General features: G+C 66.2%; 24 protein-coding genes and 1 tRNA gene. 10 read left to right on the forward strand and 15 right to left on the reverse strand.

Annotated features, from left to right (window positions below; genetic code table 11):
• Positions 1-51: 51 nt before the first annotated feature.
• From ACNA0R_RS23770 to ACNA0R_RS23780, 3 genes are read right to left on the reverse strand one after another with little or no spacing between them, the layout of a single operon-like run.
• Positions 52-828: a peptidylprolyl isomerase gene (locus ACNA0R_RS23770; protein WP_415828539.1), complete on the reverse strand. Its 777-nt coding sequence runs from the start codon at positions 826-828 to the stop codon at positions 52-54.
• A gap of 10 nt (positions 829-838) precedes the next feature.
• Positions 839-1,105 (reverse strand): BolA family protein, encoded by a 267-nt coding sequence (locus ACNA0R_RS23775; protein ID WP_415828540.1) that lies wholly within the window; start codon positions 1,103-1,105, stop codon positions 839-841.
• Between the two features lie 42 nt (positions 1,106-1,147).
• A complete protein-coding gene (locus ACNA0R_RS23780) occupies positions 1,148-1,732 on the reverse strand; it encodes a septation protein A (RefSeq protein WP_415828541.1) in 585 nt (194 codons plus the stop codon).
• An 89-nt stretch (positions 1,733-1,821) separates the two neighbouring features.
• Here ACNA0R_RS23780 and ACNA0R_RS23785 point away from each other — a divergent pair, with 89 nt between their 5' ends.
• The 7 genes from ACNA0R_RS23785 to ACNA0R_RS23815 all read left to right on the forward strand — a co-directional run bounded on the left by ACNA0R_RS23785 (position 1,822) and on the right by ACNA0R_RS23815 (position 8,780).
• Entirely contained in the window at positions 1,822-2,499 is a 678-nt protein-coding gene (locus ACNA0R_RS23785; RefSeq protein ID WP_415828542.1) for an energy-coupling factor ABC transporter ATP-binding protein, read from the forward strand.
• Positions 2,496-3,092, forward strand: coding sequence for an energy-coupling factor transporter transmembrane component T family protein (locus ACNA0R_RS23790; protein ID WP_415828543.1), 597 nt, complete (start codon positions 2,496-2,498; stop codon positions 3,090-3,092). The genes ACNA0R_RS23785 and ACNA0R_RS23790 overlap by 4 nt, the downstream gene beginning before the upstream one ends.
• 103 nt (positions 3,093-3,195) lie before the next feature.
• Positions 3,196-3,747, forward strand: coding sequence for a biotin transporter BioY (locus ACNA0R_RS23795; RefSeq protein WP_415828544.1), 552 nt, complete (start codon positions 3,196-3,198; stop codon positions 3,745-3,747).
• A gap of 147 nt (positions 3,748-3,894) precedes the next feature.
• Positions 3,895-5,055, forward strand: coding sequence for an ABC transporter substrate-binding protein (locus ACNA0R_RS23800; RefSeq protein ID WP_415828576.1), 1,161 nt, complete (start codon positions 3,895-3,897; stop codon positions 5,053-5,055).
• A gap of 90 nt (positions 5,056-5,145) precedes the next feature.
• Positions 5,146-6,186: a branched-chain amino acid ABC transporter permease gene (locus ACNA0R_RS23805; RefSeq protein WP_415828545.1), complete on the forward strand. Its 1,041-nt coding sequence runs from the start codon at positions 5,146-5,148 to the stop codon at positions 6,184-6,186.
• Positions 6,187-6,189: 3 nt separating this feature from the next.
• Complete coding sequence (locus ACNA0R_RS23810) at positions 6,190-8,040, forward strand: branched-chain amino acid ABC transporter ATP-binding protein/permease (protein ID WP_415828546.1); 1,851 nt, start codon at positions 6,190-6,192, stop codon at positions 8,038-8,040.
• Complete coding sequence (locus tag ACNA0R_RS23815) at positions 8,037-8,780, forward strand: ABC transporter ATP-binding protein (protein ID WP_415828547.1); 744 nt, start codon at positions 8,037-8,039, stop codon at positions 8,778-8,780. The genes ACNA0R_RS23810 and ACNA0R_RS23815 overlap by 4 nt, the downstream gene beginning before the upstream one ends.
• Positions 8,781-8,835: 55 nt before the next feature.
• Here the strand turns inward: ACNA0R_RS23815 and pepE are convergent, their stop codons facing one another.
• The 5 genes from pepE to ACNA0R_RS23840 form a co-directional block, all read right to left on the reverse strand.
• Positions 8,836-9,528: a dipeptidase PepE gene (pepE, locus tag ACNA0R_RS23820; RefSeq protein ID WP_415828548.1), complete on the reverse strand. Its 693-nt coding sequence runs from the start codon at positions 9,526-9,528 to the stop codon at positions 8,836-8,838.
• Between the two features lies 1 nt (position 9,529).
• Complete coding sequence (locus ACNA0R_RS23825; protein ID WP_415828549.1) at positions 9,530-10,219, reverse strand: AroM family protein; 690 nt, start codon at positions 10,217-10,219, stop codon at positions 9,530-9,532.
• 63 nt (positions 10,220-10,282) lie between these two features.
• Positions 10,283-11,215 carry a DUF1177 domain-containing protein gene (locus ACNA0R_RS23830; RefSeq protein ID WP_415828550.1) on the reverse strand — a complete coding sequence of 311 codons (933 nt, stop codon included), beginning with the start codon at positions 11,213-11,215 and terminating at the stop codon, positions 10,283-10,285.
• Between the two features lie 44 nt (positions 11,216-11,259).
• Complete coding sequence (locus ACNA0R_RS23835) at positions 11,260-12,903, reverse strand: OPT/YSL family transporter (RefSeq protein ID WP_415828551.1); 1,644 nt, start codon at positions 12,901-12,903, stop codon at positions 11,260-11,262.
• 116 nt (positions 12,904-13,019) lie between these two features.
• Entirely contained in the window at positions 13,020-13,817 is a 798-nt protein-coding gene (locus tag ACNA0R_RS23840; protein WP_415828552.1) for an IclR family transcriptional regulator, read from the reverse strand.
• A gap of 314 nt (positions 13,818-14,131) precedes the next feature.
• On the opposite strand from ACNA0R_RS23840, the gene ACNA0R_RS23845 reads away from it, so the two are divergent.
• From ACNA0R_RS23845 to ACNA0R_RS23855, 3 genes are read left to right on the forward strand one after another with little or no spacing between them, the layout of a single operon-like run.
• A complete protein-coding gene (locus ACNA0R_RS23845) occupies positions 14,132-14,920 on the forward strand; it encodes a class II aldolase/adducin family protein (RefSeq protein WP_415828553.1) in 789 nt (262 codons plus the stop codon).
• Positions 14,921-14,950: 30 nt separating this feature from the next.
• On the forward strand, positions 14,951-15,949 hold the full coding sequence (locus tag ACNA0R_RS23850) for a Bug family tripartite tricarboxylate transporter substrate binding protein (protein WP_415828554.1): 999 nt from the start codon (positions 14,951-14,953) through the stop codon (positions 15,947-15,949).
• Positions 15,950-15,962: 13 nt separating this feature from the next.
• A complete protein-coding gene (locus ACNA0R_RS23855) occupies positions 15,963-16,859 on the forward strand; it encodes an amidohydrolase family protein (protein WP_415828555.1) in 897 nt (298 codons plus the stop codon).
• 85 nt (positions 16,860-16,944) lie between these two features.
• Here the strand turns inward: ACNA0R_RS23855 and ACNA0R_RS23860 are convergent.
• The 7 genes from ACNA0R_RS23860 to fdnG form a co-directional block, all read right to left on the reverse strand.
• Positions 16,945-17,037 (reverse strand) — tRNA-Sec (locus ACNA0R_RS23860).
• 27 nt (positions 17,038-17,064) lie between these two features.
• Positions 17,065-19,026: a selenocysteine-specific translation elongation factor gene (gene selB, locus ACNA0R_RS23865; RefSeq protein WP_415828556.1), complete on the reverse strand. Its 1,962-nt coding sequence runs from the start codon at positions 19,024-19,026 to the stop codon at positions 17,065-17,067.
• On the reverse strand, positions 19,023-20,432 hold the full coding sequence (gene selA, locus ACNA0R_RS23870) for an L-seryl-tRNA(Sec) selenium transferase (RefSeq protein WP_415828577.1): 1,410 nt from the start codon (positions 20,430-20,432) through the stop codon (positions 19,023-19,025). Before selA ends, selB begins: the two co-directional genes overlap by 4 nt.
• A 95-nt stretch (positions 20,433-20,527) precedes the next feature.
• Positions 20,528-21,472 (reverse strand): formate dehydrogenase accessory protein FdhE, encoded by a 945-nt coding sequence (gene fdhE, locus ACNA0R_RS23875; RefSeq protein ID WP_415828557.1) that lies wholly within the window; start codon positions 21,470-21,472, stop codon positions 20,528-20,530.
• Positions 21,473-21,541: 69 nt separating this feature from the next.
• Complete coding sequence (locus ACNA0R_RS23880; RefSeq protein WP_415828558.1) at positions 21,542-22,210, reverse strand: formate dehydrogenase subunit gamma; 669 nt, start codon at positions 22,208-22,210, stop codon at positions 21,542-21,544.
• Entirely contained in the window at positions 22,197-23,132 is a 936-nt protein-coding gene (gene fdxH, locus ACNA0R_RS23885; protein WP_415828559.1) for a formate dehydrogenase subunit beta, read from the reverse strand. The genes ACNA0R_RS23880 and fdxH overlap by 14 nt, the downstream gene beginning before the upstream one ends.
• 10 nt (positions 23,133-23,142) lie before the next feature.
• Positions 23,143-26,211, reverse strand: coding sequence for a formate dehydrogenase-N subunit alpha (gene fdnG / locus ACNA0R_RS23890; RefSeq protein WP_415828560.1), 3,069 nt, complete (start codon positions 26,209-26,211; stop codon positions 23,143-23,145).
• Positions 26,212-26,309 lie beyond the last annotated feature (98 nt).

Consider the following 26,309-nt stretch of genomic DNA (forward strand, 5'->3'; position numbering starts at 1 on the left):
ACGGCGCTTTTTCATGGCTTCCACGACGCGCCCTTGGGCGCGCGGGTCGGCTTACTGCACTTTGGCCTGCTCGCGCAGCGACTTCTGGTAATTCGCCAGCAGTTGCTGACGCAGCATTTCTTCCAGTTGCGGACGGACCTGGTCGAGCGGCGGGAATTCGACGGGGCGGGTGTCTTCGACCTGGATGATGTGCCAGCCATACTGGGTCTGCACCGGCTTGTCGGCCAGCTGGCCCTTCTGCAGGGAAGTCACGGCCTGGGCGAAAGGCGGAACGTAGTTGGTGGCCGGAGCCCAGCCCAGATCACCGCCTTTTTCGGCGCTGCCCGGATCCTTGGATTCCTTCTTGGCGGCGTCTTCGAACTTCAGCTTGCCGCTTTTGATCTGGGCCAGCAGGTCATTGGCGGTTTTCTCATCCGAAACCAGGATGTGGCGGACCTTGTATTCCAGCTTGCCGGCCTGCTGCTGCTTGACCTCGTTGTATTCGTCCTGCACCTGTTTGTCCGTAATCGGATGCTTTTGCAGGTAGTCGGCCATCAGGGCGCGCACCAGGATGCCTTGGCGGGCAAGCTCGACTTCGGTCTGCACGTCCGGCTGTTTGGCCACGCCGGCTTTTTCGGCTGCCTGCACGAAGACCTGGCGGTTGATCATTTCCTGCTTGACCTGATCGCGCAGTTGAGGCGAATCCGTCGCACCCTGGCTGACGAGCAGTTTAACGAACTGGTCCAGGCTCTTTTGAGTAATGGGCTTGCCGTTGACCGTCGCCACGTTCTGGGCAAAAGCGGGGGCGGCAATCACGCAGGCCGCCACCAGCAGGATAAAGCGTTTCATGTAGTTCCTTTCAGGGAGTACGGGTTTCCAGCGCAAGCGCGTGGATGGGGTAGGGCATTAAATCATTCAAATGATCATACACCAGGCGATGTCGCGCCACGGGTGACAGCCCTGCGAATCTGGCGGATGTAATCCGCACTGTGAAGTGCGACGCGCCGCCATGCGCGCCTGCATGTCCCGCGTGGAGATGGGAGTCATCCTGGATGTCCAGGGCCACCGGCGCGAGCGCTTGCAGGCGTTCGCGGATGGTAGCAGCGACGTCGGTGCTATCGGTCATGGAATTTAATCAAAATCTATTCAAAGTTTGCGCGCGCGCCGTTCAACGCTTGCCCGCATCGCCGCCGCTTTCGTCGCCGGCTTCGCCCGCGGGAGGTTGCAAATGCCGGCCCAGCCACAGGGATTGCGCCAGTACGAAGACGATCATCAAACCCATCAGTCCGAAGGCCTTGAATGTGACCCATTCGGATTCGGAAAAATAGCCGGAGAAAGCCACATAGAGATTCGCGGCCCCGGCGATCAGGAAGAATACGGCCCAGGTCGCGTTCAGTTTGTCCCATACCGCGTCCGGCAGCGCAATCTGCTTTTCCAGCAGCCGGCGCACCAGGTTGCGCTTGAATACCCACCTGCCGATCAGCAGCGCGCCGCCGAATAACCAATACAGCACCGTGGGTTTCCATTTGATGAAGACATCGCTGTGCAGCCATAAGGTCGCGCCGCCGAAAACGACGATCACCGTCAGATTGATCCAGTGCATGCCTTCGATGGGGCGACCCGTCAGGCGCAGCCACAGGATCTGCAGCACGGATGCCGTTATCGCCACCGCCGTGGCCGTATAGATGCCGGCGTAGCGATAGGCGATGAAAAACAGCAGGAGCGGAAACAGGTCGAATAAAAACTTCTTCATTCTTCAGCAAATTCGGATTTCAATACCGGCGGATGCCCTATCCGCCCGGATCCCGGTCCGGCGGGCCGGTTCGGGCATAATCGCGCCCCATGTTAATCGAGTTTGATCATGCCGTCGTAACGACACCCCGCGCGGAGATTCTGCATGGGGTGAGCGCGGTGCTGAGCGAACGCCGCGTCGGTATCGTCGGGCCCAATGGCGCGGGCAAGAGCACGCTGGCCCGGCTGGTGAATGGATTGGTTTTGCCCTCATCCGGAGCGGTGCGCGTCAATGGGCATGACACGCGCGCCGCCACGCGGGAAGTGCGGCGCGAAGTCGGCTTCGTTTTCCAGAACCCCGAGAATCAGATCGTCTATCCCATCGTGCGGGAAGACATGGAATTCGGCCTGAAGGCCCGCGTGCCGGACAAGACGGCGCGGCGCGCGCGCGCGGCCGAGCAACTGGACGCCCTGGGCATCGGGCAACTGGCCGACCGCGCCAGCCACACCCTGTCCGGCGGCGAGCGGCAATTGGTGGCGCTGGCCGCCGTGCTGGTGATGCAGCCCAAGGTTGTCGTGTTCGACGAACCGACCACCCAGCTGGACCTGCGCAACCGCAACCGCGTGCGCGCCGCCATTGGCGCCCTGGGCTGCGACGCCATCGTGGTCAGCCATGACCTGGACATCCTGGACGACTTCGATCGCGTGCTGGTGGTCGTCGACGGGCGGGTCGCCGCGGACGACCGGCCCGCAACCGCGCTGCGCTGGTACCGGGAGCACTGCGCATGATGGAGCCGCTCTATGTAGAAGGGGATCGCCTTCTGCACCGTCTGCCCGCGCCATACAAGGTAGTGGCCCTGGTGGCGGCCGGCGCCGGGCTGTTCCTGGTGCATCGGCTGGACGCCCTGGCGCTCGCTTTGCTTTGCGGCGGGCTGCTGGTGGCGGGGTCTGGCGTGGGGGCTGGCGCGCTATGGCGACACGTGCGCGGCCTGGTGGCGATACTGGCGGTGGTCGGCGTTTGCGCGGCTTACTTCGACGGCTGGGCGCGCGCGGCCGAAGTCCTGCTGCGCGTGGCCGCGCTGGTGGCCATGGCCCTGGCCGTCACCTTGACCACCCGCACCAGCGATCTGATCCGCGTCTGCGAACAGGCGCTTTATCCGCTGGACAGGCTGGGGTGGGTGGATGCGGGGCGCGTGGCGCTTGCCCTGGCGCTGACGCTGCGCTTCATCCCGGAGATCTGGCGCAACTACCAGGATATTCGCGAGGCGCAGGCGGCGCGCGGGCTGTCGCGCAATGCGCTGGCGCTGACCGTGCCGCTGCTGGTGCGCACGTTCAAGCGCGCCGAGGAGGTGGCCGATGCCATCGATGCCCGCGGCGGCTAGCGCGCTGGCTTTCGGGCTTGCATCCCGTCACTGGAGGGCATGGTTGCCCTTCAAGGCGGGCGTATCGGCGCAAGGCGCGCCATATCGTTAAGGGGGAGCGCGCATGCGCACGAGGAATACCGTAACGGTCGCCATGTTCGCGGCCTTGATCGTGGTGTTGAGCCTGGCTCCGCCCATACCGGTGCCGGCGCTGCCGGTGCCCGTCACGCTGCAGGCGCTGGGCGTCATGCTGGCCGGCTGCATGCTGGGCCCCGCGCGAGGCGCCGCCGCGGTTGCCCTGTATCTGCTCCTGGCGGTCGTCGGATTGCCGGTGCTGCCGGGCGGACGTGGCGGCCTGGGCGTTTACGCCGGGCCCACCGGAGGCTTCCTGATCGGAATGCTGGTGGGCGCGGCGCTGTGCGGCGCCATGGCGCAGCGGGTGGCGCGTTCCGGCGCCGGCGGCGTGCCCGCCATGCTGGGCTATTTCGCGGCCGCCCTGTGCGGCGGCCTGCTTGTCGTCTATGCCGTGGGGATCCCATGGCTGGCCGCCATCGCCGGCATGACGCTGGGCAAGGCGGCCCTGGCCATGGTGGTATTCCTGCCCGGGGACATCGCCAAGGCGGTGCTGGCGGCCGTGGTCACCCAGCGCGTACGGCGGGTCTGGGCCTTCTCCTAAGGGTGATTACCTACCCGCGTGGAACCCGGCGATTTGATACGTTTTTGAACCTATAATCCGATTTTCTGTATACCTTGCAGAATGGTTCCATATGTTGTTGCCGCCTGGCGCGACGGACGCCGCCGGCTCTTTCCGGAGACTTCAATGATGCATCCCAAACATAAGACACGCATCGCGGCCGCGGCGCTGGCACTGGCCTTGCCTTTGATGGCGCAGGCCCAGGTCAAGGTCGGCGTCACGCTTTCCAGCACGGGCCCGGCCGCCTCGCTCGGCATTCCGGAGCGCAACACCGTGGCCTTGCTGCCCAAGGAAGTGGCGGGCCAGAAGATCGAATGGATCGTCCTGGACGACGCGACCGACACGACGCAGGCCGTCAAGAACATGCGCAAGTTCGTCAGCGAGGACAAGGTCGACGTGGTCGTTGGAACCTCGGTCACGCCGGCTTCCCTGGCGATGGTGGACGTGGCCGGCGAAACCCGCACGCCCATGATCAGCGTGGCCGCCAGCGTCAAGATCGTCGATCCGGTGGACGGCCCGCGCAAATGGGCGTTCAAGACGCCGCAGAACGACGCCCTGATGGCCGGCGCGCTGGCCGACGCCATGGCCAAGGGCAAGGTCAAGACCCTGGGATTCATCGGCTTTGCCGATGCCTACGGCGATAGCTGGCTGCAGGAAATCAAGAACGCCACTGAAAAGAAGGGCATCAAGATCGTCGCCGTTGAAAAGTACGGCCGCACCGATACCAGCGTGACGGGCCAGGTGCTGAAGCTGGTCGGCGCGCGCCCCGACGCCGTGCTGATCGCCGGTTCCGGCACGCCGGCCGCGCTGCCGCAGAAGGAATTGCGCGCGCGCAACTATGGCGGCGTGATCTATCAGACGCACGGCGTGGCCAATGGCGATTTCCTGCGCGTATGCGGCAAGGATTGCGAAGGCATGCTGCTGCCCGCCGGCCCGCTGCTGGTGGCCGAGCAACTGCCTGACAGCAATCCGGTGAAGAAGTCCGCGCTGGCTTACGTGGCCACCTATGAAAAAGCCCACGGCGCCGGTTCGGTCAGTACCTTCGGCGGCCACCTGTGGGATGCCGGCCAACTGGTGCTGGCGGCCGTGCCCGTCGCGCTGAAGACGGCCAAGCCGGGCACGCCGGAGTTTCGCGCCGCGATGCGCGATGCCCTGGAAAACGTCAAGAACCTGGCGGTCTCGCAAGGCGTCTTCAATATGAGCCCCACCGATCACGCCGGCTTCGACGAACGCGCCCGTGTCATGGTGAAGGTGCAGAACGGCAAGTGGGTTTACCAGCCGGGACTCTGACCCCGCCGACATAGCCCGCCAACATGATGCCGACCGCCGCGCGCGCGATGCATGGCTCGCGCGCGGCGGCCTGACACGGGTAAACCATCGATGGATTCCTCCATAGCGTTCATCCTGCTGCAGGACGGGGTGGTCAGCGGCTCGATCTATGCCCTGCTGGGCATGGCGCTGGTGCTGGTCTTTGCCGTGACGCGGGTGATCTTTATTCCGCAGGGCGAATTCGTCGCCTTTGGCGCCTTGACCTTGGCCATGCTGGTCGACGGCAAGCTGCCCGGCACGGTCTACCTGCTGCCTTTGCTGGGCGGCGTGGTGTTCCTGCTCGAACTGGGCCGGGCCTTGCGCCTGCGCAGCGCCGCCGCGCTGCCCAAGGTTTTCCTGGCCAATGTGGTCCTGCCGGCCTTGCTGTACTGGCTGACCAGCCGCCTGACCGGCGCGGACACGCCGCTGTGGCGCAATATGGTCCTGACGCTGCTGCTTATCGTGCCGATGGGGCCGATGGTGTATCGCATCGTGTACCAGCCGCTGGCCGAAGCCAGTGTGCTGGTGCTATTGATTACGTCGGTGGCCGTGCACTTCGTGCTGGTCGGGATGGGCCTGGTCTTCTTCGGCGCCGAAGGCTGGCGTACCCCGGCTTTCGTCGACGGACAGGTGGATCTGGGCGTGACCGCGTGGTCGGCGCAAAGCCTGTTCGTGGTCGTGACCTCGCTGGTGCTGATCCTGGTGCTCTGGCTGTTCTTCGGCAAGACGCTGTACGGCCGCGCCTTGCGCGCCACGGCGGTGAACCGGCGCGGCGCGCGGCTGGTGGGTATCAGCAGCACCATCTCGGGCAGCATCACATTTACGCTGGCGGCCTTGCTGGGCGCCATATCCGGCATCCTGATCGCGCCGGTCACCACCATTTATTACGACACGGGTTTCCTTATCGGGCTGAAAGGCTTCGTCGGCGCCATCATCGGCGCGCTGGCCAGCTATCCGGTGGCGGCGGCCGGCGCGCTATTGGTGGGCTTGCTGGAGTCCTTCTCGTCCTTCTGGGCCAGCGCGTACAAGGAAGTGATCGTCTTCACCCTGATCATTCCCGTGCTGCTATGGCTGTCGCTGCGCGGCGGCGGACACGCCGAGGCCGAGGAATAAGCGATGAAGATGCCATACACCCGGCGCTTGCCTTTGCTGGTCTTCGTGGTGCTGCTGGCGCTGCTGCCGCTGTTCGCCTCGACGCCGGAGTTCTGGATCACCCAGCTCAACTACATCGGGCTGGCCAGCCTGGTGGTGCTGGGCCTGGTGGTGCTGACGGGCGTCAGCGGCCTGACCTCGTTCGGCCAGGCGGCCTTCGTCGGCATCGGCGCTTATGCGACGGCCTGGCTGACGACGGCGCAAGGCTGGTCGCCGTGGCTGGGCCTGCTGGCCGGCCTGGTGCTGACCGGGCTGGTTGCGTGGACGCTGGGCGCCATTACGCTGCGGCTGTCGGGACACTACCTGCCGCTGGGCACCATCGCCTGGTGCCTGGCGCTGTTCTACCTGTACGGAACCGTGGATGCGCTGGGACGCCACGACGGCATCGCCGGCATCGCGCCCCTGACGGTGTTCGGCGTATCGATGGCCAGTGGGCGCCACATCTATTATCTGATCTGGATATTGGTGCTGGCGGCGGTCTGGGCCACGGGCAATCTGCTGGATTCGCGTCCGGGGCGCGCCATCCGCGCCTTGCGCAACGGCGCCGGCATGGCGGAATCCATGGGGGTGGACACCCGGCGCTACAAGGTCATCGTTTTCGTCTACGCGGCCTTGCTCGCCAGCCTGTCGGGCTGGCTGTACGCCCATATGCAGCGGGCCGTCAGCCCCAGCCCATTCGGCCTGAACTATGGCATCGAATACCTGTTCATGGCGGTGGTGGGCGGCGCAGCGCACGTGTGGGGCGCGCTGCTGGGTTCGGCCATTATTCTGGTGCTGAAGGACCAGATCCAGAACGTCCTGCCGCGGCTATTCGATACCACCGCCAATTTCGAGATGATCGTCTTCGGCGTGCTGCTAATCCTGATGCTGCAGTATGCGCGCGACGGGATGTGGCCCATGGTGGCGTCCGGCTGGCGGCGGCTGGTGGGCGGCAATGCGGCGCGCGGACGGGCCGCGCCGCCCGCCGCGCCGGACCTGCCGCGGCGGACGCGTCCGGCGGCGGGACAGGTGGTGCTCGACGTCGACGCCATACGCAAGACCTTCGGCGGCCTGGTGGCCGTCAACGACATATCCTTCAAGGTGCGCGCCGGCGAAATCATGGGGCTGATCGGCCCCAATGGCGCTGGCAAAAGCACGACTTTCAATCTGGTCACCGGCGTGCTGCCTTGCACGCGCGGCGCCGTCAGCTTCATGGGCGAACGCATCGAGCGCCTGTCCGCGCGCGAGATCGCGCGGCGCGGGGTGGGACGCACGTTCCAGCACGTCCAGCTGCTGCCCGGCATGACGGTGCTGGAGAACGTCGCGCTGGGCGCGCATCTGCGCGCCGATGTGGGCGTGCTGGCGGGCGCGCTGCGCGCGGATCGCGCCGCCGAAGCCCGCCTGCTGCACGAGGCGGCCCGGCAGCTGGAACGCGTCGGGCTGGCCGATTGCATGTATGAACAGGCCGGCAATCTGGCGCTGGGGCAGCAGCGCATCCTGGAAATCGCGCGGGCGCTGGCCGGCGATCCCGTGCTGCTGCTGCTGGACGAGCCCGCGGCGGGGCTGCGCTATAAGGAAAAACAGGCGCTGGCCGACGTGCTGGGGCAATTGCGCGAAGAGGGCATGAGCATACTGCTGGTTGAACACGATATGGATTTCGTCATGCGCTTGACCAATCATCTGGTGGTGATGGATTTCGGCACCAAGCTGGCGGAAGGAGTGCCGTCCGATATTCAGCGGGACCCCGCGGTGCTCGAGGCTTATCTGGGCGGCCTGGACGACGACGACGCGATGGCGCCGGCCGCGCAGGCCGTGGTGGCGGGGGAAGGGCGATGAGCCAGACCGCGTTGCTGCGCGTGGATGGTTTGGCCGCGCGCTATGGCAAGGTTGCCGCGCTGTCGCCGGTTTCGCTGGCGGTGGCCGCCGGCAGCATCGTCACGGTGATCGGCGCCAACGGCGCGGGCAAGTCGACCATGTTGAATGCCATCATGGGGGCCTTGCCCTTGACCGGGCATGCCGCGGGCGCGGTGCTGCTGGATGGACAGGACGTCTCCGCCTGGCCGGTGGAGCGCCGCGTGGCGGCGGGTATGTCTCTGGTGCCCGAGAAGCGCGAATTGTTCGCCAGCATGTCGGTCGAAGACAATCTGCTGCTGGGGGGCTTCCGCCGCTATCGCATGCGCGAGTCCGGCTGGCGCGACAGCATGCACGATGTGTACGAACTGTTCCCGCGCCTGAAGGAGCGGCGCGCGCAGCAGGCTGGTACCTTGTCCGGCGGCGAGCGCCAGATGCTGGCGGTGGGCCGCGCGCTGATGGCCAAGCCGCGCCTGCTCATGCTGGACGAGCCCAGCCTGGGTCTGGCGCCGCGCATCGTGCGCGAGATATTCCATATCATCGCGCGGCTGCGCGAGGCGGGCGTTTCCATTCTGCTGGTCGAACAGAATGCCCGCGCCGCGCTTCAGGTAGCGGACCAGGGCTATGTGCTGGAAACCGGGGAGGTCGTGCTGTCCGGCGCGGCTGCGGATCTGGCGAACAATCCGCGGGTGGTCGAGAGCTATCTCGGTCTGGGCAAGGCCTGAGCCGGCCGCATCTGCACCGGCTGCATCTGCACCGGCCGCGCCTGGCCAGCCGCGCCTACCCTATTGTCATCCCTTCACGCAGCGCTTCCGGCGCCTTCCCCTGGCGGAACACATACCCCGTATGCGGTCCATGGAAGGTCATGCGCGCGCCGTCGCCGGCCAGCCAATCGCCTTCCGGCAGGCCCACCACCGTCACCCTCGGATTCGCCACCAGGAATTCCGCGATGCGGTCGTTGCGCGTTTCGCCCTGGTGTCCGGGCGGCAAGGCATTGTTGTAGTGCGGATTGATCTGGAACCCGATCAGCCCCAGGGCATCGAATCCCCCCGGATCGACGATGGGCATGTCGTTGGTGGTGCACAGCGTCGGGCAGGCCAGATTGGCGCCGGCGCTCCAGCCCGAATACGGCGTGCCGGCGCGCACGCGTTCCGGAATCGCCTGCAGCCAGCCGCGACGGCGGCATTCCGCCACCAGTTGGAACGTATTGCCGCCGCCGACCAGGATCAGATCGAAGCGCCCGGCTGCATCGGCATCCACCGTATGCGCGCCGGTGATCTCCAGCCCGAGCCCGGCCAGCCCGTTGGCGACGTTCGCGGTGTAGTCGTCCCAATTGGTCGTGACGCCGGCGAAAGGCACGAACAGCGTTTTGCGGCGTTCGCCAGCCAAGGCCCGCAGCGGCTCGACGGCGTGCGTCAGATAGCTGCCGTCGGCCGAGCGGGAATTGCTGAAGAGAAGAAGTTGCGTGGACATGTCAGATAACGAGCTCCGCGACGAGTTTGGCGATCAGGGCATTGGACAGGACCGTGGGCAGGCCGCTGGCACGTCGCGCCGCGGCGCGATGTTCCTCGACGAAGCCCATGCAGTCCATCAGCAGCATCCGCGCGCCACGGTCGCGCAGCGTGCGCGCCGCCGCTTCCAGCTTGCGCAAGTCGTCATCGTAAGGTGAAGCGGCCTCGCAGAGCGGCGTCCTGGCGAGCATGGAAAACTTGCCCGCCTCGCTGGCGGCCTGTTCCGCCAGCGGCACGATGATACCGACCTGGCGGTCGCCGGCCAACGCGGCGGCGGCCGGCGGCACGATGCGGTCGGGTTCGACCAGCCAGGCGCGCTGTGTCGCCAGGCCATGGAATTCGCCGGTGCACAGCACCAGGATCACCGTGCAGCCGCTGGCTTCCAGTTCGGCGATCTTGCCGGCCAGCGCGGCCTGGATGGCGGCCTTGTCCAGGATGACCGAGTTGCCGTCCAGCAGACGCGTCACCAGCAGCGGCTGTCCCGGCCGGGGCGCATAGCGCGACGCAATATCGCCGGCCGACAGGCCGTCCAGCACTCCGACATGCCGCGCCCGTACGCCGGCCGGCAGCGCGGCCTGCAGAATGGGGGTGATGTCGGCGCGCGGCGCCTGTCCGATGGTGATCGTGCCAAGTAAAGGTTGAGTGTCGGTCATATGTACTCCTTGCGCCTGCAACCAGGGGTGTGATGCCGGGCCAGGCTTATCGGCGAGCCGGCCTTACTGGCGCCTTTGCAGATGGGCCAGCGACCCGTACATCGCCAGCAGCCGGTCGTATTCCTCGGCATCATGGAAGCGGCATGTGCCGCGCGTGAATTCCTTGGCGACTTCCACCGCGAAGCGCACCGCGGCGGCGATGTCCGCTTCATCGCTGGCGCCGGTACCGCAGCCCGGCACCACGCTGATCGCCGAAATCGCCACGCCGACGGTGGGCGCCCGCGTCGCCACCGAGGGCTGCAGAATGCTGTTCAGGTGGTACACGCCATTGCCGTAGGGCGTGATGTCCTGCGTGGTGATGGGAAAGGTCACCGCCGGCCGGCCGCTGGTCATTTCCATGATGCGCACCAGATCTTCCGACACGCGCAGGATGTAGCCCTGCTTGACGGTGGGCGAGATCGCGTAGCCTTTGTGGTTCAGGATGCGGTTGCCCTTGGTGGTGTCGATTGACAGCACCGCATCCATTTCCTCCGATACCTCGTTTTCGTTCAAGGTTTCGGTATCCATGGGCGAATCCATGAAATCGACGGGTTCGTGCGGCCGCGTCGGCGCGTCGGGGCAGACGTGGGTGCTGATGACGACGTCGCCCGGCAGGCGATCGCCCTGCGTGGCCATATGCGCCAGCTTCAGGGCCGAAGCCACCGCGGCGATCGCGCCGTCGCCGTCGGACACCAGGCCGATGCGGCTGGGACGCGCGCCTATGCCGCCCAGGCGGCCGACGATACCCAGCGTGGGCGCGCTGCCGCCGGCCGTCTTGCCTTCGCTGCCGGGGATCTCTATGCGCACGAAATCCGTCTGGCCTTTGGGGCCGGCGATGGTCTTGACGCCGACCTTGGCATGCGCCGCATAAGGCCGCAGCAGTTCGACCACGGTCTGGCCGCTGGCGTAGGCGCTGTCGAATGCCTCGAAGACTTTAAGGGTGTGGGTGAGACTCATATCGATCTTCCATAAAGTTGGGAGGCGGCGCGCTTGCGCGGCCCTTATTTCCCCTTGGCCCGATACTGGATCAGGGAATTGAAGAAGCTGTACAGCGCATCGCCGGCGATGGAGCCGGCGGCGAAGACCTCCAGGCTGTTGCGTACCTTGTCGCCCCACAGGCGCAGCGCCAGCACGCGCAGCACGATGCCCGCGAGCACGGCCCAGCCGGCCAGCGGATTGGCGATGAGCAGGCCGGTGGAGAGCAGCACGCCCAGCTGGCGCCGCGGGCCGCCCAGCCACTGGATCAATGCGCCCGGAATGGCCCATATCAGCAATTGCATCGCCACGCCCGGCGCGACCCCGGCCTTGATGGTGGCGACATACACCGACGCCACCGGCGGCGTCAGGCCCTGGTCGAAATAGCTGTGATAGGTGAAATACACCATGGGCATGCTGATGACGAAGGCCAGCATGCCGGCGGCCAGCTGCTGGCGCCGGCCGTCCAGTTCGAATGCCGGGTCCGCGCCGTTGCCGCGCAGCAGGTAGCCGGCCTTCAGGTCGTAGCCCATGTCGGCGAACGCGGGGCCCGTCGCCGCGGCGAAGCCGCACAGGATGACCAGCGCCAGCGGCGGGAAGCCGATCAGCATGCCGACCAGCAGCGTGATCAAGGCCACGGCGAAGGCGGGGAACCAGCCCGAGTGCATGGCCGCGATGCCCACCAGCAGTTCGTGCACGAAGGCGGCGAAGGCGGCGTACAGGACGAAGCCGATCAGCATGGGCGTGGACATGCCCGTGTACAGGCCGCTGCCCAGCGCGAGCAGGGCGGCAAGTACGATGTAGGCGAACGCGCCCAGCCGCAAGGTGCGGCGCATGTCCTCGATCGTGCGGGTGGGCGCGGACGCCGGCTCCGCTTCGGCCGTGGCCGCCGCCGGCATGGCGTGCCGACTATCCGCCGCCGGCGTGCCGGCCCGGCCATCAGCGCCGCGCGCGCGGATCTGCGCGATCACCTGGATCAGCGCCACCAGGCCCGCGCCTATCATCAGGCCATGCGGGATATACAACGCATTGATGTCCCAGCCCATGAGAGGCTTCGCATAGCCGCGTATCAGCAGCCCGATGCCGAACATGGTCAGCGCCCAGATATTTCCCAGGAACGCCGTGCCGAATGCCGACATGGGAATGTGCAGCCAGGCGCCGACCAGGCCCACGCCTATGCCGACACCCAGCAGCCGCGCCTGCCGCCCGCCGGTATCGCCGGCCTTGATCGCTTCCGCCGCCGCCACGCCCGGCGGCCATGCGCCGGCGGCGGGAAAGATGCGGCTATCGAACAGCCGGTACAGCAGATAGCCATCCAGCAGCATGGCCGCCGCCACGCCGATGAACATGGGCAGCACCAGATCCGTGCGGCCGAACAGGTAAGGAATGGCGATGGGCAGCAGCAGGCTGTTGGCCGCGCCGAAGGTCGCCGACGAGATCGCGCTTTGCGCCAGGTTCTGCTCGTGTATCGAGCGGAAGCGGGCGAACAGCGCCAGCGGTATGCGCGCCAGGATCATCGCCACCAGCGCGCCGATGATGGATGTGTTGGGCGTCACGCCCAAGGAAACCAGCAGCTGGATGCCGATGATGGCGCCGAAGACGCTCAGCAGCGCCAGGAGTACGAAAGTGCCGCCGCTGAACGCGCGCGGATGAGAAGCCGGATGCCGCATGTGTATTCCCCGTATGTTTTTTCAGTAGTGGGCGGCGCCGGTCGGCACCGTGTTCAGCGGTGACGGGCGCCGGTCGGTGCCGTTTCCGCCGTGGACGCCGCTTGTCGACGCCACGTTCAACCTTGTACGGCGCCGTCCGGCGCCCTTGTTTGCCAGAAGGCATCGCCGGCGGCGCGTCCGATGGCCGCCACATAGCCGACCAGGCGATGGGCCAGCGCGTCGATAAAGCCGGGCCGGTTCAGCGACGCCGGAAAACTCAGGCAGAAGGCCAGCGTTTCGCCGCTCTGCGGATCGGCGACGGTAGCGCTGACGGACCCCACGCCGGCCAGGCTTTCATCCAGCGCCCAGGCCCAGCCGCGCGCGCGCACCTCGTCCAGCTGCGCGGCCAGCGCGACGGCGTCGCGCGGGGCGTGCGGCAGTACGTGGGCATGCGGGTGGGTCGCCGCGGGATGCGCCTGCCGGGCCGCGTCGCCGTCCAGCCGCGCCAGCAGCGCGCGGCCCGTCGAACTGGCATAAGCCGGCAGCCGGTAGCCGGGCTGCGTCACCACGCGCAAAGGATGCGAGCCATGGAAAGCGCGCAGCACGACCACGTCGCGACGGTTCTCGTCCAGTACGGAGATATAGCCGGTGTGCCCGGTGTCGGCGACCAGCGACTCCAGGGCCTGTTCCAGGCGCCGGATCAGCGGCGTGCTGCCGCGTGCCTGATGGGCGACCTCCAGCAGCAGCAGGGCCGGACGGTACTTCAGCGTGGCCGGGTCGCGTTCCAGCAGGCCGCTTTCCAGCATCTGCTTCAACAGACGGGACGACGAGCTCTTGGGCAGGCCCAGATGCGCGACGATCTCGGTCATGCTGACTTCGCCGCCATGCTGCGCCAGCACCCGCAAAACCCGGGTGGCGTTTTCGAGAACACTCATCTGGAAGATCGGAATGCCTGGAAGATCGGAATGCGGGTTCCAAAATACGGAACCAGGTATCGTAGGATGGAATCATCGCATTCTAATGCGATGTCGAGCCCCCGCACCGTCCGGACTTTCCCGGGGTCGTTGCGCTGCACCATCGAACCCGCGGAAACGCCGCATTCTCAAATCAGCAAGTCCAGATGCCGGAACGCTCTTAACATCGTCATCCTGGCGCACGCCCGCCCGGGTGGACGGGCATGCCGCCGCGCGTCCTCGTCGGGCCGTCGCGCGCCGGCCGCGCCTGCTGCAATGGCTGCCAGGAGATGACCATGATGAAACACGAACTGAAGATTTCTTCGATGAAGGAGCAATGCTCCGAAGCCGAGTGGGAAGCTCGCGTCGACCTGGCGGCCTGTTATCGCCTGATCGCGCACTACGGCATGTCGGACATGATCGCCAACCATATCTCGCTGCGCGTGCCTGGCGAACCGGGTGCCTTCCTGATCAACGCCTACGGCCTGCTCTACGAAGAGATCACGGCGTCCAGCCTGCTGAAGATCGATCATCACGGCAACATCCTCAGCAAGCCTGATTTCGGTCCCCACCTTTCCTACGGCGTGAACAAGGCCGGCTTCGTCATCCACAGCGCCATCCACGAAAAGCGGCCTGAAGTCGACTGTGTCATCCACACGCACACCTGGGCGGGCATGGCCGTGTCGTCGCTGGCCTGCGGCCTGCTGCCGCTGAACCAGACGTCGATGCGTTTCCTGAAGATCGGCTATCACGACTACGAAGGCGTGGTGCTGGACCTGAGCGAGCAGGAGTCGCTGTGCCGCGACCTGGGCCAGAACGAAGCCTTGATCCTGCGCAACCACGGCCTGCTGACGGTGGGACGCACCATCGGCGAAGCCTTCAACTGGATGCACCGGCTCGAAGTGTCGTGTCGCGCGCAATTGGCGGCGATGGCCTGCAACGCGCCCCTGAACCCGGTATCCAAGGAAGTGATCCAGGCGACCTGGAACCAGTATCAGCCCGGCACGCGCCGTCCCTACGGCCAGATGGAATGGCCGGCGCTGCTGCGCCTGGCGGACCGTCTCGATCCGTCGTACCGCACATAAATTTTTCTCGTAAGCAGTTCGGAGACTTCAATGAAGCAGTTCAAAGGCGCTGTGAAAGCGCTGGGGATGGTTATTGCCCTGAGCCTGGGCGCGCACGCCGGATTCGCGGCGGCGCAAGGCTATCCCGATAAGCCCATCCGGCTGGTCGTGCCTTATCCGCCCGGCGGCAATCTGGACATCACCACGCGTGCCATCACCACGGCCATGGCGCGCCACCTGAAGCAGTCCATCGTCGTGGAAAACCTGGGCGGCGCCGGCGGGTCCATCGGCGCGGGCAATGTGGCGCGCGCCGCGCCGGACGGCTATACCGTGCTGTCGACGACCATCGTGCCGCTGGTGGTCAATCCCACGCTGGTGCCGGGCACCAAGGTCAAGTTGAGCGACTTCGATCCCGTCGGCATGCTGGCGGTGGTGCCGTCGGTGCTGGAAGTGAATGCCAAGAACAAGCAGGGCATCAAGGACTTCAAGGGCTTCATCGACTACGCCAAGGCGCACCCGGGCGAGCTGGCCATCGCGCATTCGGGCACGGGTACGACGAACCATATCGCCGAACTGCTGCTGGAGCAGGACTTCGGCATCAAGATCAATCCCATCCCGTACAAGGGCTCGGCGCCCGCGCTGGCGGACGTGTTGGGCAACCAGGTCGACGGCATGGTGGACCAATTGACCAGTTCGCAGCCGCAGATCCAGAACGGCTCGCTGACCGCGCTGGCCGTGACCTCGGCCAAGCGTGTGCCGTCGCTGCCGAACGTGCCTACCGTGGCCGAGCTGGGCAAGCCCGACTTTGAAATGGTGACCTATTCGGCGCTGATGACGCCCAAGGGGACGCCCAAGGAAGTCCGCCAGGTACTGAACGACGCGCTGGCGAAGGCCGTCGCCGATCCGGAGGTGCAGAAGCAACTGGCCAATATCGGCTCGGAAGTGGTGCCGTCGACGATCGACCAGTCCGCGCAGATCTTCGCCAAGGAAGAGGCCAAGCTGCAGCCGCTGCTGACCTCGGGCGTGCTCAAGCCCGAGAACGCACGTTGATAGTGGAGCGTATATGACCAGATCCTGTCTGCCCCCCCATCCCGATATCACACCGGTCCGCTTCGCCGTGCCGGCGGGCGCCTGCGATTCGCACGCCCATGTCTTCGGCCCCTACGCGCAATTCCCACTCAGCGAGGATCGCAGCTACACGCCGCCGGAAAACGGCGTCGAGCGCTTCATCGCGCACCTGGACCGCCTGGGCCTGTCCCGCGGCGTGCTGGTCACGGCCAGCGCGCAGGGCGACGACAACCGCAACGTGCTGCAGGCGTTGGAAGCATATCCCGACCGGCTGCGCGCGGTCGCGGTATTGCGCGGCGATATCTCGGACAAGGACCTGGATGCGCTGGCGCGGCAGGGCGTACGCGGCGCGCGTTTCAACCTGTTCAAGCATGATGGCAAGGCCGTGTACCGCAACGGCGTCGGCATCGACGACTTCACCGCGCTGGCGCCGCGCCTGAAGGCGCGCGGCATGCACGCGCAGATCTGGATACATGCGCCGGACCTGCCGGATATGGCCCCGACGCTGCTGGCGTCCGGCGTGGACCTGGTGGTGGACCATCAAGGCCGCATGAACGCGGCGCGCGGCGTCGATGACGCCGGCTTCCAATTCCTTTGCAAGCTGCTGGCCGAAGGCAAGGCGTGGACCAAGATATCGGGCGCCGACCGCAATACCGCGGTGGGCTCGCCATTCCCCGATATCGCGCCGTTCGCGACCTCGCTGCTGAAGGCCAATAGCGAACGCGTAGTCTGGGGCACCGATTGGCCGCACATCAACTACTACGAACCGGCCCACGTGCCCGATGACGGTATTCTGCTGAACCTGCTGGGCGACTGGATGCCCGACGAAGCCACGCGCAAGCGCGTGCTGGTGGACAATCCCGCCCGCTTGTACGGGTTCGGCCAGGCCTGAAGCAGAAATCGGCTGTGGAAGGCAGCCGCGGCGCGGCTGCCCTTGCCCGGCCCGCCACCGCACGCGAGACCAGGGCAGGTGAGGGCGGAAGGCAGCAGGAGTCGAACCTACGTGGGAACGTCTGACGCCCCCAACCGGGTTTGAAGCCCGGCCGCACCACCGGGTACGGATGCCTTCCGGATGGGCTGGATTGTAAGGGATGCGGTCATGGCGTGTTCGGCGGGCGCTCGAAGACCCGCGCGCCGCCGTCGGTGCGCAGCATATGCAGGTCGCGCAGTCGACGCGTGTAGCCGACGCGATCGAAGTATTCCAGTATCTGGATCGCGCGCTTGCGTCCCAGGCCGGTGGCGTCGCGAAAGCGCGCGGCGTTGATGCCCGTGGGTACCGCATGCGCGGTATCGTGCGCCATTCGTGCCAGCAGCTCGGCCAGCTCCTGCATCTTCTCGCGGTGATAGAACAGATCCGGCACGATCTGCGCGACATCTCCGCGCCGCAGCAGCTTGCGCAGCACCTTGCGTACGCGGTCTTCCGGTTCGTTGCGCAGGCGAGCCAGGTCGCGTACCCACGGTGGATCGTAGGCGCCGGCGTGCAGCAGGGGCAGCAGCGCTTGCGCGAGCCGCGTCTCGTCGTCATCCAGCTGGACGGCGTGGCCTGGAAGGTGCAGCCATGGCCCATTACGCACGATGATCCCGTCTTGCACAAGTTCCGCGACCAGGGCCTGCCATGGGGCGTCCGGCAACACGGGCGCGGCGATGCGCCGCAACCTGGCCGTGTCCGCGCCGGGTTCGTCAGGCGTGTCCGCGTGCAATCGCTCCAATGCCGCCGCCACCGCCGCGCGCAGCGCATGCCAATGCGCGCGCAGTATCAGCGTGCGCGCGCCGTTGGTCGAGCTCGTCGCAACCCATAGGGCATCGTCCGGTATGGGCGTGTCGCTCGCCGGGCGTCCGGTAAGCCGCATGAGCCGATACTCGTCCAGGCCCAGCGGCGCCTGCGCCAGCAAGGCCCGCGGGCCGGCGCCATCCAGCATGGCGGCGACGGCGGCCAGCCATGCCATGCGCTGCGGCGTGCGGCGCCGGCGATCCGGCGCGTCCGGATCGAGCACGCGTCCGCCACCCAGGGTACGGGTGGCCTGCGCGTTGCGGACGATGTAGCGATCGCCCGGCATGGCGCATACCGGATGCTCGAATACCAATTGTGCGTGTGCCGTTTGTCCGGGCGCCACGCTGTCGGCCGACAGCGGCACGATATGCGCCATATGATGCGCCGCGCCCAGATGGACGTGTACGGGCAGCCATGTCGTCGCGGGCGCGTCGGCGGCGTCGAGCATGCGCAGCTCGACGTCGATGTGGCGGGAAGGCATGAAGCAGCGGGCATCGGCGATCCAGTCGCCGCGCGCGATCGCGGATCGGTCGATGCCGGCCAGGTTGAGGGCGCAGCGCTGCCCGGCCTGGCCGCTGTCGCTGGGACGGTTCTGCGCATGGATGCCGCGTATCCGCACCGGCGTGCCCGCCGGCATCAGGCGTAGCGCGGCATGGCCGTCGGAATTGGCCAGTACCCGGCCGGCGTGTACCGTGCCCGTCACGATGGTCCCCTGGCCGGAGAGGGTAAAGACCCGGTCCACGGCCAGGCGGAACAGGCCGCCGGCCCGGCGCGCGGGCAGCGCGGCCGCGGCCTCCTCGATATAAGCGCGCAAGGCACGCGTGCCGAGATCTACCGGGCTGGTGGCGTTGACCAGGAATACCCGGGCTTCGGCCAGGAAGCTTCCCGCGGCAAGTCCCAGTACTTCTTCCCGTACCGCGCGCAGGCGGTCGGCGTCGACACGGTCGACCTTGGTGATGGCGATCGCGCCCTGTCCGACGCCCAGCAATTGCAGGATGGCCAGATGTTCGCGCGTCTGCGGCATGACGCCGTCGTCGGCGGCGACCACCAGCAGGCCGAAGTCGATGCCGCCCGCGCCGGCGGCCATCGTATGCACCAGCTTCTCGTGCCCCGGCACATCGATATAGCCCAGCACGTCGCCATTGGGCAGCGGCGTGTAGGCATACCCGAGCTCGATGGAAATGCCGCGCGCTTTCTCTTCCTTCAGGCGATCCGTGTCCACGCCGGTCAGGGCGCGCACCAGGGTGGTCTTGCCATGGTCGATATGGCCGGCGGTACCGACGATCATGCCAGCGGTGTTTCCAGCTGCGCCAGGAAGGCGGCTTCGTCGCGGGCCTCCAGGCAACGAAGGTCCAGCCACAAGGCGTTGTCGGCGATGCGGCCGATCACGGGGCGCGGTAGCGCGCGCAGCGACGCCTGCAGGGTTTCCAGCGCTCGTCCGGGACGGCCCTTGCCCGCGTGGCGTATGGCATATCCATAACTGGGCAATTGGTCGACCGGCAACGCGCCGCTGCCGATCTGGCTGGCCATGGGCGCGGCTTCGGCAACATAGCGTTCGCCTAGCGCGCGCTGCAGCGCCGGCAGCATGCGCTCGGCCTGTTCCCGCATCTGCGCGGCAGGGCGGGTCAGCAGGCGCAGCGTCGTCAGCCGGTCCGTCAACAGTTCGGGCGCGCGGTAGAGTGCCAGTACGGGCTCGAGCGCGGCCAGCGTCAACTTGCCGACCCGCAGGGCGCGTTTGAGCGGATTCTTCTTGATCTTGCGGATCAGGTCGGCGCGCCCGACGATGAGGCCGGCTTGCGGGCCGCCCAGCAGCTTGTCGCCGCTGAAAGTGACCAGGTCGGCGCCGGCAGCGATGGTCTCGCGCACGGTGTCTTCGCGCGGCAGGCCCCAGCGCGACAGGTCCAGCAGCGTGCCGCTGCCCAGGTCCACCGTCATGGGCAGGCCGGCCTGGTGGGCGATGCGTGCGACGTGGCCGACCTCCACGCTGCGCGTGAAGCCGGTGACGGCATAGTTGCTGCAATGCACCTTCATCAGCATGGCGGTGCGCGGCCCGACGGCGTTTTCGTAGTCGACGGGATGCGTGCGGTTGGTGGTGCCGATTTCCACCAGTTTCGCGCCCGCGCGTTTCATGACGTCGGGTATGCGGAAGGCGCCGCCGATTTCCACCAGCTCGCCGCGCGATACGACGACCTCGCGGCGGTCGGCCAGGGAGTTCAGCATCAGCAGCACCGCCGCGGCATTGTTGTTCACCACCGTGGCGGCTTCCGCGCCGGTCAGTTCGCGCAGCAGGCCTTCGACCAGATCGTCGCGGTCGCCGCGGCCGCCGCTGTCCAGGTCGAATTCCAGGTTGGCGGGCGTCGTCAATGCGCGCACCACCGCCGCTACCGCTTCATCGGGCAGTAGGGCGCGGCCCAGGTTGGTGTGCAGCACGGTGCCCGTCAGGTTGAAGACCGCGCGCAGGCGCGGCTGCGCGGCCAGGGCCAGTGCGTCGCCGGCTTGCCTGGCGATCGCGTCCGCGTCGACCCGCGGCATCGGCAGGTGCCCGGCCAGCGCGTCCTGCCGCAGCGTGTCCAGGTGTGAGCGCAGGACGGCGACAAGCTGTGTGTGGCCGTACTGTTGCAAGAGCGCGCGCATGGCGTCCGTATTCAGCAGCCGGTCCAGCGACGGGATGTCCGCCGCGCGCGCGGTCGGGATGGATGCCGCTTCGGCCTGGAGCAGGGCGTCCGAGGGCTGGACCTGCTCGCCCTTGCGCCTCGCCGACCTGCCGGCTGCCGCCCGATCCGCCACGGCTATTCCTCTTCCTGCCACAGCAGGGGATTGCCGCTGGCGCGACCGTAGCCGGCTTCGCCCATCAGCACGTCCAGCGTCAGGCTGGCGAGGTCATCCGCCACGGGCTCGACGTTCATGTCCTTTTCCTGATAGAAGATCTTGCGGTACGCCTGGCACTTATCGCAGGATTCCGCCTTGATCGCTTCCGATCCCCCTTCGATGCCGTGGTATGCGATGCCTTCGGTCGATTCGCACTGCGAACATTTCACGCGCACCATATGCCATTCGCTGGCGCACAGCGAGCAGCACAGGTAACGGTAGCCTTGATACTGCCCGCCGACGCGTACCACGCTGGCCACGGGCAGGCTGCCGCACAGCGGGCATAGGCCGAAAGGGGTGACCACCGGCAGCTGGGCCGGATCGAAGCGGGCCGCCATGTCGGTCCATGTCACCTGCAGCGCGGCCATGACGAAAGGGGCCGCGGCGGCATCGATCTGTTCTTCGCTTTCGCGCAACAGATCGTCGGCCCATTGTTCGATGCCTTCGGGATACTCGTCCAGCGTGGCGCGCGTGGCCAGGCAGGTTTCCACCGCTTGCGGCGGCACGCCGGACGCCTGCGCGACGTCGTCCAGCAAGGTCCGCAATATGCCATGCCAGGCGGTATCGCGCGGCCAGCCCACGGCTTGCAGCGGCGGCATGCCATGCGCCTGCGCCAGGGCAATGCGCTCGGCGGAAGCGCCCGGCGTGGACTCGCCCTGCGCCCCCAGCCTGTCCAAGGCGCGCTGCTGGGCGTCGGCGACGTGCGCCATCAGCAGCAGGTAATCGCCGACCGGACTATTCGCCGCGAGTTGCCGCATGCGCGCCGCCCTATCCTTGAAGACGCTGTCCCGGGCGGGTAGCCTCAGCCGCGGCAGGGCATTGTGATCCAGCGCCTCGATCTCGCCGCGTTGCAGAATGCGTTGCACAACCAACCTCCGATCGGAAAAAGCCTGGTGGACGACCGTCGGCCAACGCGGCGCCGCTTAGGCGGGGGCCTACTTGCCCAACGGTTCCTTGCGTACCGCGCGAAACCAGGCGCGATGGTGTTTCCATGCCCAGCCCCAGGTCACCGTCCCGCGCATCATCGCGCCGACCGAACCCTTGACCCAGATTCCCGCGTAGATGTGCACGATGATCGCGCAAATCATAACCAAGCCACAAACCGCGTGCACCACCGACGCCGCCCGGATGACCGTGATGGGGAAGTAAAACGAAAAGTACTGCCGCCATATGACGATGCCGCTAAGCAGCAGGCCGATCATGCAGATGATCAGCACGTAATACAGCAGCTTCTGCCCGCCGTTGTAGCGGCCTACCTCGGGCAGGCGGTCTTCGCGATTGTTTAGCACGTCGCGTCCGCGCTTCAGCCATTCGCGGTCGCGCGCGTCCATCTTGTTGTGTCGCCACATGCGAGCGGCGAACAGCGCGAAGCACAGGAACATGAACACCCCGACGAAGGGATGCAGGATGCGCGTCCACGGCCCGCCGCCGAACAGATTGGTCAGCCAGAACATCGCCGGATGGAACAGCGCCAGCCCGGACAAGGCCAGCAGCACGAAGCTGATGGCGATGATCCAGTGATTGGTGCGCTGTCCCGCGGTATAGCGCTGGATCAGGCCGGCGCGGCGCGGGTAGCCGCCGGTTGTGGAATCATGCTCCGTCATGGCGCGCCTCCTGTTCGGCCGCCGGGCCATCCAGCGGCATGGCTTCGGCGTTGCGTTCGTCTTCCTCGGTGACCTCGTTCGGCCCCACGCGGACGTAATGGAAGAAGCCCGCCAGCGCGGTCAGCGCGACGGCCGCCAGGCCCAGCGGCTTGGCGATGCCTTTCCACAGCGACACCATGGGGCTGATCGCCGGCTTGTCGGGCAAGCCGTGATACAGGCTGGGCTGGTCGGCATGATGCAGCACGTACATGACATGCGTGCCGCCCACGCCCGCCGGGTCGTACAGTCCGGCCTGCTCGAAGCCGCGCGACTTCAGGTCCTCGATGCGCTCGGCCGCGTGCTGTTTCATGTCCTCTTTGGTGCCGAACACGATGGCGCCGGTGGGACAGGTTTTCACGCAGGCCGGCTCCTGGCCCACGGCGACACGGTCGGAGCACAGCGTGCATTTGTAGGCCTTGTGGTCCTGCTTCGAAATGCGCGGCACGTTGAACGGGCAGCCCGTCACGCAGTAGCCGCAGCCTATGCAGTTTTCTTCGTGGAAGTCGACGATGCCGTTGGTGTACTGCACGATCGCACCCGGCGACGGACAGGCCTTCAGGCAGCCCGGGTCCTCGCAATGCATGCAGCCGTCCTTGCGGATCAGCCATTCCAGGTCGCCCTTGGGGTTCTCGTATTCGGAGAACCGCATCACCGTCCACGAGTGCTCCGTGAGGTCGGCGGGATTGTCGTACACACCTTCGGCCTCGCCGACGACGTCGCGCAGGTCGTTCCACTCCATGCAGGCGCTTTGGCAGGCCTTGCACCCTATGCACTTGCTGACGTCGATCAGCTTGGCCACGCTGCCGGTGACCGGCTCGCGCACGCCGGGCGGCGGCGTGGTGGTGGCCGAGCGGCGCTTGATATCCAGGGATTGCATACTCATCGCTCGGCTCCTAGGCTTTTTCCACTTGGACCAGGAAGGACTTGAATTCCGGCGTCTGCGAATTGCCGTCGCCCACGAAGGGCGTCAAGGTATTCGCCAGGAAACCCGGCCTGGCCAGTCCGACGAAACCCCAGTGGATAGGCACGCCGACGTGATGCACCGTCTTGCCTTCCACCGTCAGCGGCCGTATCCGCTTGGTGACGAGCGCCACCGCCTTGATATAGCCGCGGTTGGACGAGACCTTGACCTGCTGACCGTTGGCGATGCCCAGGTCCTTGGCCAGCGCTTCGCCGATCTCCACGAACTGCTGCGGCTGCAGCACGGCATTGATATGGCAATGCTTGGTCCAGTAGTGGAAATGCTCGGTCAGCCGGTAGGTGGTGGCCACGTAGGGGAACTTGTCCACCGTGCCCATGGCTTCCAGGTCCGACTTGAACACGCGCGCCGCCGGATTGCTGGTGACGCCCTTGGCCTGCGGATGCAGCGGGTTGTAGCCCAGCGGGTTCTCGAACGGTTCGTAGTGCTCGGGGAAAGGACCTTCGGCCAATCCGTTGCGCGAGAAGAAGCGCGCGACGCCTTCCGGATTCATGATGAACGGACCCATGCCGCCGGCCGGGTTTTCGTCCAGCTTGAAATCCGGTACGTCCGCGCCGACCCAGGACTTGCCGTTCCACGACACCAGGCTGCGCCGCGGGTTGAACGGCTTGCCCGACGGATCGCAGGACGCGCGGTTGTACAGCACGCGGCGATTGGCCGGCCAGGCCCAGGCCCAGTTCAGGGTCTGGCCGATGCCGGTCGGATCGCTGTTGTCGCGGCGCGCCATCAGGTTGCCTTCCGGTCCCCAGGCGCCGGCGAATATCCAGCAGCCGCTGGCCGTCGTGCCGTCGTCGCGCAATTCCGCGAAGCTGGCCAACTGGTCGCCCGCGCGGCGCAGGACGCGCGACGGATCCTTCGGATCGGTCAGGTCGGTGACCGCCTTGCCCGTGTATTCCTTGGCCAGTTCCTCCGGCGTCGGGCTTTCCGGATCGGAATAGGGCCAGGCCAGGTTGACGATGGGATCGGGGTACTTGCCGCCTTCCTGCTGGTACAGCTTGCGCAGGCGGGTGAACAGCAGCGACATGATCTCGATATCGCTCTTGGCCTCGCCGGGCGGTTCGGCGCCTTTCCAGTGCCATTGCAGCCAGCGGCCCGAGTTCACCAGCGCGCCGTTTTCCTCGGCGAAACAGGTGGTGGGCAGGCGGAAGACCTCGGTCTGGATCTTCGACGAGTCCACATTGTTGTGTTCGCCGAAATTGCGCCAGAACTCGGAAGTTTCCGTGACCAGCGGATCCATGATGACCAGCCACTTCAGCTTCGAAAAGCTCTCGATCAGCTTGCCCTTGTTGGGGGCGGCGGCCAAGGGGTTGAAGCCCTGGGCGATATAGCCGTTCATCTTGCCCTGGTGCATCAGCTCGTAGACTTGCAGCATGTCGTAGAGCCGGTCCAGCTTGGGCAGGTAGTCGTAGCCCCAGTTGTTCTCGGGCGTGGCGGCCTTGCCCCACCAGGCCTTCATCAGGCTGACGTGGAATTTGCGGTAGTTCTGCCAGTAGCTCAGCTGGTTGGGCCGCAGCGGCTTGAGCGCGCGCTTGCCGATGTATTGCTCGAAGTCCTGCTCGCTTTCCACCGGCAGGGTCAGGTAGCCCGGCAGCAGATTGGACATCAGGCCCAGATCGGTCAGGCCCTGGATATTGGAGTGTCCGCGCAGCGCGTTCATGCCGCCGCCGGAAATACCGATATTGCCCAGCAGCAGCTGCACCATCGCGCCCGTGCGTATCATCTGCGAGCCGACCGAGTGCTGCGTCCAGCCCAGCGCGTACATGATGGTGGCGGCGCGGCCCGCGGTGGCCGTCGATGCCAGCATCTCGCACACCTGCAGGAACTTGTCCTTGGGCGTGCCGCAGACGCGCTCCACCATTTCGGGCGTGTAGCGCGAATAGTGTTTCTTCAGCAACTGGTAGACGCAGCGCGGGTGCTGCAGCGTCGGGTCGGTCTTGACGTAGCCGTCGTCGCCGCGTTCGTAGTCCCAGGTGGACTGGTCGTAGGCGCGCTTTTCGGCGTTGTAGCCCGAATACAGGCCGGCGTCGAAACTGAAGTCCGAACGAACGATGAATGACATGTCGGTGTAGTTGCCGACGTAGTCGTGGTGGATCTTGTCGTTGGTGATCAGGTAATTGATCACACCGCCCAGGAACAGGATGTCCGTTCCGGTGCGTATGGGCGCGTAGAAGTCCGCCACGGATGCCGAGCGGTTGAAGCGCGGATCCACGACGATCAGCTTGGCCTTGTTATGGGCCTTGGCTTCGGTCACCCACTTGAATCCGCAGGGGTGCGCCTCGGCCGCATTGCCGCCCATGATAAGGATGATGTCCGCGTTCTTGATGTCGACCCAATGGTTCGTCATCGCTCCACGGCCAAACGTCGGGGCAAGACCTGCCACCGTCGGGCCATGTCAGACACGAGCCTGGTTATCGAACGCCAGCATCCCCATGCTGCGGATGGTTTTATGCGTGATGTAGCCGACTTCGTTGCTGCTGGCCGACGCGGCCAGCATGCCGGTGGTCAGCCAGCGGTTCACCGTCTTGCCGTCGGCGGTCTTCTCGACGAAGTTGGCGTCGCGGTCCTGCTTCATCAGCCGGGTGATGCGCGCCAGCGCATCTTCCCAGGAAATCCGCTGCCATTTGTCGGAGCCCGGCGCCCGGTATTCCGGATACTTCAGCCGGTTGGGACTGTGGATGAAATCGATCAGGGCGGCGCCCTTGGGACAGAGCGTGCCGCGATTGACGGGGTGATCGGGATCGCCTTCGATGTGGATGATGCTGGACGTGGCGTTCTTGGCGCCATCGCCAAGGCCGTACATCAGGATTCCACAGGCGACCGAACAGTAGGGACAGGTGTTGCGCGTTTCGGTGGTCCGCGCCAGCTTGTACTGGCGCACTTCCGCCATGGCCTGCCGGGGCGCGGCCCCGAGCAATGCCAGGCTGGAGCCCGCCAGCGTCGCCCCCGTCACCTTGAAGAACTGGCGCCGGTTCATATTGACCATGGCTATTCCTTCCTGGTGGTTTATGTGCGGCGCAACATCGGTACACGATGCCTATGGCGCATTATCGCCAGTGTCGCCGCGAACGCGTTGCAGCATAC

The sequence above is a fragment of the Bordetella sputigena genome (genome assembly GCF_965137885.1).
In the GTDB taxonomy this organism is placed as follows: Bacteria; Pseudomonadota; Gammaproteobacteria; order Burkholderiales; family Burkholderiaceae_B; genus Bordetella_C; species Bordetella_C sputigena.

Excerpts from the sequence above, each read along its gene's own strand:
- ACNA0R_RS23800 (WP_415828576.1), top strand. The coding sequence starts at position 3,895 with ATGCATCCCAAACATAAGACACGCATCGCGGCCGCGGCGCTGGCACTG.
- ACNA0R_RS23880 (WP_415828558.1), bottom strand. The coding sequence starts at position 22,210 with ATGACGGAGCATGATTCCACAACCGGCGGCTACCCGCGCCGCGCCGGC.
- ACNA0R_RS23825 (WP_415828549.1), bottom strand. The coding sequence starts at position 10,219 with ATGACCGACACTCAACCTTTACTTGGCACGATCACCATCGGACAGGCG.
- ACNA0R_RS23795 (WP_415828544.1), top strand. The coding sequence starts at position 3,196 with ATGCGCACGAGGAATACCGTAACGGTCGCCATGTTCGCGGCCTTGATC.
- ACNA0R_RS23805 (WP_415828545.1), top strand. The coding sequence starts at position 5,146 with ATGGATTCCTCCATAGCGTTCATCCTGCTGCAGGACGGGGTGGTCAGC.
- fdxH (WP_415828559.1), bottom strand. The coding sequence starts at position 23,132 with ATGAGTATGCAATCCCTGGATATCAAGCGCCGCTCGGCCACCACCACG.
- ACNA0R_RS23815 (WP_415828547.1), top strand. The coding sequence starts at position 8,037 with ATGAGCCAGACCGCGTTGCTGCGCGTGGATGGTTTGGCCGCGCGCTAT.
- selB (WP_415828556.1), bottom strand. The coding sequence starts at position 19,026 with ATGATCGTCGGTACCGCCGGCCATATCGACCATGGCAAGACCACCCTG.
- ACNA0R_RS23790 (WP_415828543.1), top strand. The coding sequence starts at position 2,496 with ATGATGGAGCCGCTCTATGTAGAAGGGGATCGCCTTCTGCACCGTCTG.
- ACNA0R_RS23780 (WP_415828541.1), bottom strand. The coding sequence starts at position 1,732 with ATGAAGAAGTTTTTATTCGACCTGTTTCCGCTCCTGCTGTTTTTCATC.
- ACNA0R_RS23810 (WP_415828546.1), top strand. The coding sequence starts at position 6,190 with ATGAAGATGCCATACACCCGGCGCTTGCCTTTGCTGGTCTTCGTGGTG.
- ACNA0R_RS23835 (WP_415828551.1), bottom strand. The coding sequence starts at position 12,903 with ATGCGGCATCCGGCTTCTCATCCGCGCGCGTTCAGCGGCGGCACTTTC.
- ACNA0R_RS23830 (WP_415828550.1), bottom strand. The coding sequence starts at position 11,215 with ATGAGTCTCACCCACACCCTTAAAGTCTTCGAGGCATTCGACAGCGCC.
- ACNA0R_RS23770 (WP_415828539.1), bottom strand. The coding sequence starts at position 828 with ATGAAACGCTTTATCCTGCTGGTGGCGGCCTGCGTGATTGCCGCCCCC.
- ACNA0R_RS23775 (WP_415828540.1), bottom strand. The coding sequence starts at position 1,105 with ATGACCGATAGCACCGACGTCGCTGCTACCATCCGCGAACGCCTGCAA.
- ACNA0R_RS23855 (WP_415828555.1), top strand. The coding sequence starts at position 15,963 with ATGACCAGATCCTGTCTGCCCCCCCATCCCGATATCACACCGGTCCGC.
- pepE (WP_415828548.1), bottom strand. The coding sequence starts at position 9,528 with ATGTCCACGCAACTTCTTCTCTTCAGCAATTCCCGCTCGGCCGACGGC.
- ACNA0R_RS23785 (WP_415828542.1), top strand. The coding sequence starts at position 1,822 with ATGTTAATCGAGTTTGATCATGCCGTCGTAACGACACCCCGCGCGGAG.
- ACNA0R_RS23850 (WP_415828554.1), top strand. The coding sequence starts at position 14,951 with ATGAAGCAGTTCAAAGGCGCTGTGAAAGCGCTGGGGATGGTTATTGCC.
- ACNA0R_RS23840 (WP_415828552.1), bottom strand. The coding sequence starts at position 13,817 with ATGAGTGTTCTCGAAAACGCCACCCGGGTTTTGCGGGTGCTGGCGCAG.
- ACNA0R_RS23845 (WP_415828553.1), top strand. The coding sequence starts at position 14,132 with ATGATGAAACACGAACTGAAGATTTCTTCGATGAAGGAGCAATGCTCC.